The following is a 6,297-nucleotide window of genomic DNA, read 5'->3' on the forward strand; positions in this document are numbered from 1 at the left end:
GACATTCCGTGCCGGACCAGCGCAGCCCCGGCGCCCCGACACTAGTTGACTGGGAAAATACCCAACTTTTTGAGTTTCGCAAGGACGGGAAAGAGGATCACGAAGAACAGCACATTACTGCCGACGGTCACCAACACAAATGGCGCCGACAACGCCAAGCGCTCCCAGAACGGCCCGAAGAGATACGCATCCGCCACCGACACCGGCGTCATATAGATCAGCGCGCTGACGATTCCCATCAACACCAGCCACACGTATCGCACGGCCTTTGACGCAGCATCCACCAGCCGCCGCGACCCCGAACCCAGTAGCCCGACTAGCGCATACCCCAGGACCTGCGCCGCCAGCACCGGCGGCGGCGCCAAACCATACGGATTGAACAATGAAATGATTAGCGCCGCGATGATTCCGACCGCCATCCCCGCCAGGCTCTCCAGGTAGAAGCCGGCGTAGAAAACGATCAGGATCGACAGCGTGACATTGGGGAGCGCGAGCAGCACAAACGAGCCGGCGTAAGCCAGCGCGGCAAAGATGCCGATGGCGGCAACGCGGCGCGCGTTCACCTGATCACGAGGATCTTCTTGTGGGTGGTCTCGTCACCGATGCGCACCTGCACGACATACACCCCCGAGGCGACTTCTTCCCGGTCGTTGTTGCGGCCATTCCATTGAATCGGATACCGCTCTCCGGCCGCCGGCTCGTAGGTCCCCGACTGGTAGACCTCTTCCCCCGCGGCGTTGAAGATCGTCATGTTGACCTGCGCCTTCGCTGCCGGTTGCACGATCACATAGAAGGCATGGTCGTCGCCTTCCGAGAGCAGGAACTTGGTGTTGACGAACGTTACCGTATTCTCCTTGATCACCACCGATGTGTTGGTCACTTCGAAGCGATAGAAATTGTCCTTCCGCCTCAGTTCCGGGTTCACAATCGTTACCACCCCGAGCAGATCCGTGACGGCCGTCAGGTTGCGCTCTTGAATCAGCCCAAAGTTCTGATAGTGCGTCGGATCAACTTTCAAGGGTGCATTGAGATTGAAACGGTCATACCCGGTCATCGCAATCCGCCAATCGGTCGGAATTGGCGTGCTCACCGCCCCCTCGAAATTCATCGTAAACACCGAGTCGATTGTGCCGGTGCTGAATACCAGGTAATTGAACCCCAGCTCCGACGGTAAGAACGCATTGTCGCTCGCCTGCTGTTTGGTCACCGGATACTGCGAATAGTACCGGATATACGGACGCAGCGGACTGCCGGCGTTATCCGGCACCATCGCGTAATTGGCCGCTTCCTCGAAAAACTTCCCCGGCCGCGCCCGCGTGCCGGTGAAAAAGAGCGCCTTTCCATACTCCAGCCACGCCTTCTCCAGGTCGACCGCGCCGCCGCTGATCTCGTCCAGCGCCCCTTGCAACGCTCCGCTCAGGAGATTCTCCCCCGGGACCTCGCCGCAGCGCTCCCACACCAGCCGCACCAAATCGCGCCCGTACAACTGGCTCAAATAGATCGGCATCAGTGCGGCGCCGTAGATGTTCAGACCCGTCTCGGAAATGTAACGCAGTGACCGGTGAACCTGGTCCAGGTAGAATTCCAAATACAAATAATAGTCGTTGATGTTGTCGTATGTGTCCTCTTCCGCCCACACCGAGGACATCTCGAACCAGTACGGATTCTGCAGCGCCGGCGTGCAGTTCGCGTCGGTGCACAACTCCTCGGCATCGTAAGCCAGGTGAATCGCGTGCAGAAACTCGTGCGCCACCGTCACCCGCATCGCGTCCAGCGGTCGCGTGTCATAGCCCTGGTACTGCTCATAGTGGTTGTCCAACTCCATCCAGGACGTCGCCTTCACCATCGGCCCGTCCGCCACGGCCTGATCCGCCCACGTGATACCGTAAACCTGGCCGCCGACGTCGCGGATGTACACGTCATAGCGCGCATCGCCCCCGCCGTGATTCTGGTCATTGATCGGCTCGCGGAAGCCCCGCTGATTGATATGATGATCCCAGACCGAATCGCACACCAACGCAACAATCTCCGGATAATCCGGGACTCCGTTGCTGTTGTGATCGCCGTAGCTCTCGTCGATCCGATCGCGATCCCCCGCCGCCGTCGTATAATGAATCTTGAAGTGCCCGCCCGGCGAATCGTAGATCTCCGGAAAATCGGCATCCGTCGGCCGCGCCAGGAATTCCGAAATCCCCGCCTGCTTGCCCAGCAACTTCTCGTAGGCCCGCAGTTGAAACACCGCCGGCAACCCGCACTTGACCAGCGCCGCCGGCTGCTCCGGCTCTACACCCGCCAGCGCCGCACGCTCTTGCATTGCTGCCAGGGCCGCCGCCAATTGCTCCGCCCGGCTCATCGCCGCCGTCGGCAAGGCGTAACTGAAGGAATTGATCACCAGGAAAACGAACGCGGTTAGGAGGGCAGAAACATGCAGACTCACGATGGCTCCTTGCGGCTGGAAGTTCGAGCGGCTAAGTATTCTCTCATGCGAACAAGTACTTCATAAGGTACACGCTGGCTCCCCATCTCGGCGCGCGGATCGGGACGGCCATGCCAGTCTGACCCGCCGGAGATGAGCAGATTCTTCTTCTCGGCAATGCTCTTGTAATGACGCACCTGCTGCGGTGTATGTTTGGAATGGTACACTTCGATCCCGTCCATCCCGATCTCTTTGAAATAATCGATCGTGTCGTCGCGCTTGGCCGTCCCCGGGTGCGCCATGATCGCCAGCCCGCCGGCCTCGTGTACCAGCTCGATCGCCTCCACCGGATCAAAGAAGGTCTTCGGCACGTACGCCGGCGCGTGATAGCCCAGATACCGGCTGAACGCCTCGTCAAACGTCTGCACGAATTCCTCCGACAACAGCGCATCCGCCACGTGCGGCCGGCCCACGACCCCCGATCCCGCCATCCGCTTGACCGTGTCCATCCGCAAGTCGATTCCCATTTCGTTCAGCTTCTTCACCATCATCTCCCCCCGCTTCAACCGCTCGGCCTGATAAAACGTCACCTTCTCCGCCAGCGGCTTGTAGTTGCAGTCGATGAAGTACGCCAGCATGTGGATGTCGGAATTCTGATACGTGCAGGACAACTCGATGCCCGTCACAAATTCAATGCCCAATTTGTCGGCACATCCCTCCGCCTCCGGCAGCGCATCCAGCGAGTCATGATCGGTGATCGCAATCGCCGCCAGCCGCCGCTCCGCCGCAATCGCCACCGTCTCCTGCGGCGTACAGCGGCCGTCGGAGAAATGCGTGTGCATATGCAGATCAATCAGCTTGCCGGACATCCGATCTTCTCGATAACAATTTCACGCGCGCGCTTCGCCTGAGTTTCCGCTGCCGCCAGGATTTTGCGCGCCTCCCCGTCGATTTCCGCCGCCACTCGCTTGTCGGCAATCCCCGGCAAGTTGATCTGAACATTGTAGAACGCCCCCTGCACGGCCGCGTGACCCATCAGCGCACCCACGCCGGCATCCGAGATCGAATTGACATTCCCGATCTTCGCAATCTCCATCGCCAGACCGATCGCCGCCAGCGCCTTCTGCATCGTCTCCAGCGGCGTTCGCGTCGCGGTAATCGTCGCCGCCTGAACCGCCGCCGTTCGCGCCGCCTGCTGTTCCGGCGACTCCTTCGGCAGCTTCATCGCCGCCATCACGGCATCGAACGATGCCGCATCGCGCGCGACCAGTTCGTACAGCTCATCCTTGAGCGCGTCCGCCCGCTTCAGAATCTCGTCGGCCTGGTCCTGCACCTCGGCGTACTTCTTCTTCCCCAATGTCAGCCGGCACACCATCGCCGCCAGCGCCGCCGCCAGCGAACCCGCCGCCGCCGACACCGAACCGCCGCCCGGCGCCGGCGCCGACGACGCCACGCTCTCGACGAACGTACTCAAGCCGCCGCGACTCCCCTGCTCCTCCGCGGACTTTTGCAGCTTGGCCTCAAGAATCTGCTCTTTGCTGAAATTCTCCAGCATCAGGTACCAGCGCGCGCTGTTCGATATCGCATCCAGCGGCACCAGCCCGACAATCTCGGTCGAGGTCACATTCGTTCCCCAGCGCGCCGCCTCCGACTTGATCGTCTCCAGCACCCGGTAAATCGGCGTCAACTGGTAGTTGATCAGGTTCATCGACACCTGCACGCAATTGCGGTCCTTGATCTCGAATCCGAGGGCGCGACAATACGCAAACCCGCCCGAGTTAGCCCGAATCGCCTTGGCAATCCGCTGCGCTACCTTGATGTCATTCGTGCCCAGGTAAGCGTTAAACGCGATCAAGAACTGCCGCACGCCGATCGCAATCGCTCCCGCCTGTTCATGCACCCGCCGCGGCCCGTAGTCCGGGACCAGCGTGTCGTCGGTCGCGATTGTCGCCTTGATCCCCTCGTACTGCCCGTGCTTGTTGCGAATGTCAGGCAGGCTCACTCGATCCGGTCGGGTCGCCGCCTGGTCGTAAAGATAGACCGGAATTTGCAGCTCGCTTCCCACTTTCTCCGCCAGCGACTTGGCCAGCTCGATGCATTCTTCCACCGTGATTTCGCTGATCGGCACAAACGGGCACACATCGGTCGCACCCATCCGCGGATGCTCACCCTGATGCGTCCGCAAATCGATCAGCTCGGCCGCCTTCTTGATCCCCAGGAACACGCCGTTCTTGACCGCCGTCGGCTCGCCCGCCACGGTCACGACCGCGCGATTGTGATCCTTGTCCATTTCGGCGTCCAGCAGCACCACCCCCGGCACCGAGGTAATCGCATCGGTGATCTGCTTGATCACCTCCGGTCGCCGCCCTTCGGAGAAATTCGGAACGCACTCCACGATCTTTGCCATAACGAGAAACTCCCGAGCCGATAATCAGATCCGGTCGCGCACGGCCGCCCATAACAAAGGCAGCATGATCTCGTGGTGACCGGAGAAATCGAATGTCGTCGCGCCCAGCAAACGCGGGCGCGTTACAAAATTATTCCGCGGGCGGTAAAGCCCGATCATGTCGAAATTCGCGCAGGTGAAACGGGTGAACTTCGGATCAAGGTTGCGTGCAATTGCCAGCGCCTTTAAAAACACCTCCGGCATGATCACCGCCGACCCGAAATTCAGCGCCACCCCGCCGTTCTTCAGCCGCGTGACATGGTGACAATGAATCTTGAAATCGATCTGCGAGGCCGCCCCGACCACCGCGCCGTCATACGAATCGTGCGCATTTACGATATCCGTCCCCACTGCCACGTGCACCGTTGCCGGAATCCCCAGTTGCTGCGCCACCGCAAAAACCGACCGCTGCCGGTACTTGGCCCTCCGGCCGTTGATATAGCGCCCGGCCGCTTCGCCGAGTCCCGTCTTCTCTGTCCGGGCGATCGCCAAGACGCCGGCATAGTGCTGGCAGGTCTCCTGCGTCATCCCGAATTCCCCCTCCGCCAATGCCGCTTCGACATCTTCCGAGGTTTGCCCGAAAAACGCCAGCTCCAGATCGTGGATCAACGCGGCATTATTCGTCGAAAGCATTTGCACGCAGCCGCGTTGCATCATCTCGCACAATAGCGGCGCCAGACCGACCTTGATTACGTGCGCGCCGAACATCCACAGTATCGGTTTCTTCTTGCGCTGCGCCGTCACCAAGGCCGCAGCCAGCCTCTTTAAATCGGCGCCCTTCAAAATCTCCGGTAACGACTCGACGAACTCCGCGACCCCCGCACTCGCCAGCTTCAGGTCGAATTGTGAACGATGCACCTTCGAATGGCGCCCCTTGATCGAGCGCACCTTGAGCCGGCCAAGATCGATCTGCTTCATGTTACCAGTTCAGATTGCCCAGCTTGAATTCCGTCAACTCGGCGTGAATCGACCCCACGATCACCTTGCTCTTCATCAGCACCGGCATCTTCAACCGGTCATCCGTCAGCCACACCTTGACCTCGCCCTCCTGCTTGAACACCCCCGCCGAGGTCAACATTGGCTCCACCACGATGCACTTGAATTCTCCTGCCGGTACCGACACCGTTTCCCGCTTGAGTACATTGACGTTCAACACCGACACCGAATCGTGCCCAACGTAATTGAGCCGAACCGTCTGCCCCACTTCCAGTGGCAGCGACCGCACATAGTAGAACGCCGATATCACGTCATGGAAAAACGCACCGATCGCTACCGTGTCGATATCGTCCGTGCCCTTGCGCGTAATCGCCCGGCTCAGCTCCGGCTGGAAGATAATCTCCCGCTCCGAATTATAACTCCCCTCGTGCAGCATCCGCTTCGAGTAGTGCGCGAAAATCCCTTCCGCGTCGATCTGCGCGATGATCGTGTCCCGCAC

At 60.3% G+C, this 6,297-nt stretch carries 6 protein-coding genes; all 6 read right to left on the minus strand.

Annotated features, from left to right (window positions below):
- Window positions 1–41: 41 nt before the first annotated feature.
- A complete protein-coding gene (locus tag IT585_01840) occupies window positions 42–563 on the minus strand; it encodes a hypothetical protein (GenBank protein MCC6961974.1) in 522 nt (173 codons plus the stop codon).
- Window positions 560–2,437, minus strand: a complete 1,878-nt coding sequence (locus IT585_01845) for a gliding motility-associated C-terminal domain-containing protein (GenBank protein MCC6961975.1) — start codon at window positions 2,435–2,437, stop codon at window positions 560–562. The genes IT585_01840 and IT585_01845 overlap by 4 nt, the downstream gene beginning before the upstream one ends.
- The gene (locus tag IT585_01850; protein ID MCC6961976.1) at window positions 2,434–3,285 is read right to left on the minus strand and encodes a PHP domain-containing protein; all 852 of its coding nucleotides are present in this window, start codon (window positions 3,283–3,285) and stop codon (window positions 2,434–2,436) included. The genes IT585_01845 and IT585_01850 overlap by 4 nt, the downstream gene beginning before the upstream one ends.
- Window positions 3,270–4,823 (minus strand): glutamate formimidoyltransferase, encoded by a 1,554-nt coding sequence (gene ftcD / locus IT585_01855; protein ID MCC6961977.1) that lies wholly within the window; start codon window positions 4,821–4,823, stop codon window positions 3,270–3,272. Before ftcD ends, IT585_01850 begins: the two co-directional genes overlap by 16 nt.
- 24 nt (window positions 4,824–4,847) lie before the next feature.
- Window positions 4,848–5,780 (minus strand): hypothetical protein, encoded by a 933-nt coding sequence (locus tag IT585_01860; GenBank protein MCC6961978.1) that lies wholly within the window; start codon window positions 5,778–5,780, stop codon window positions 4,848–4,850.
- Window position 5,781: 1 nt separating this feature from the next.
- A partial coding sequence (locus tag IT585_01865) for a DUF3108 domain-containing protein (GenBank protein MCC6961979.1) occupies window positions 5,782–6,297 on the minus strand: 516 nt, incomplete at its 5' end.

The sequence above is a fragment of the Candidatus Zixiibacteriota bacterium genome, from assembly GCA_020853795.1.
GTDB lineage: Bacteria > Zixibacteria > MSB-5A5 > CAIYYT01 > CAIYYT01 > JADJGC01.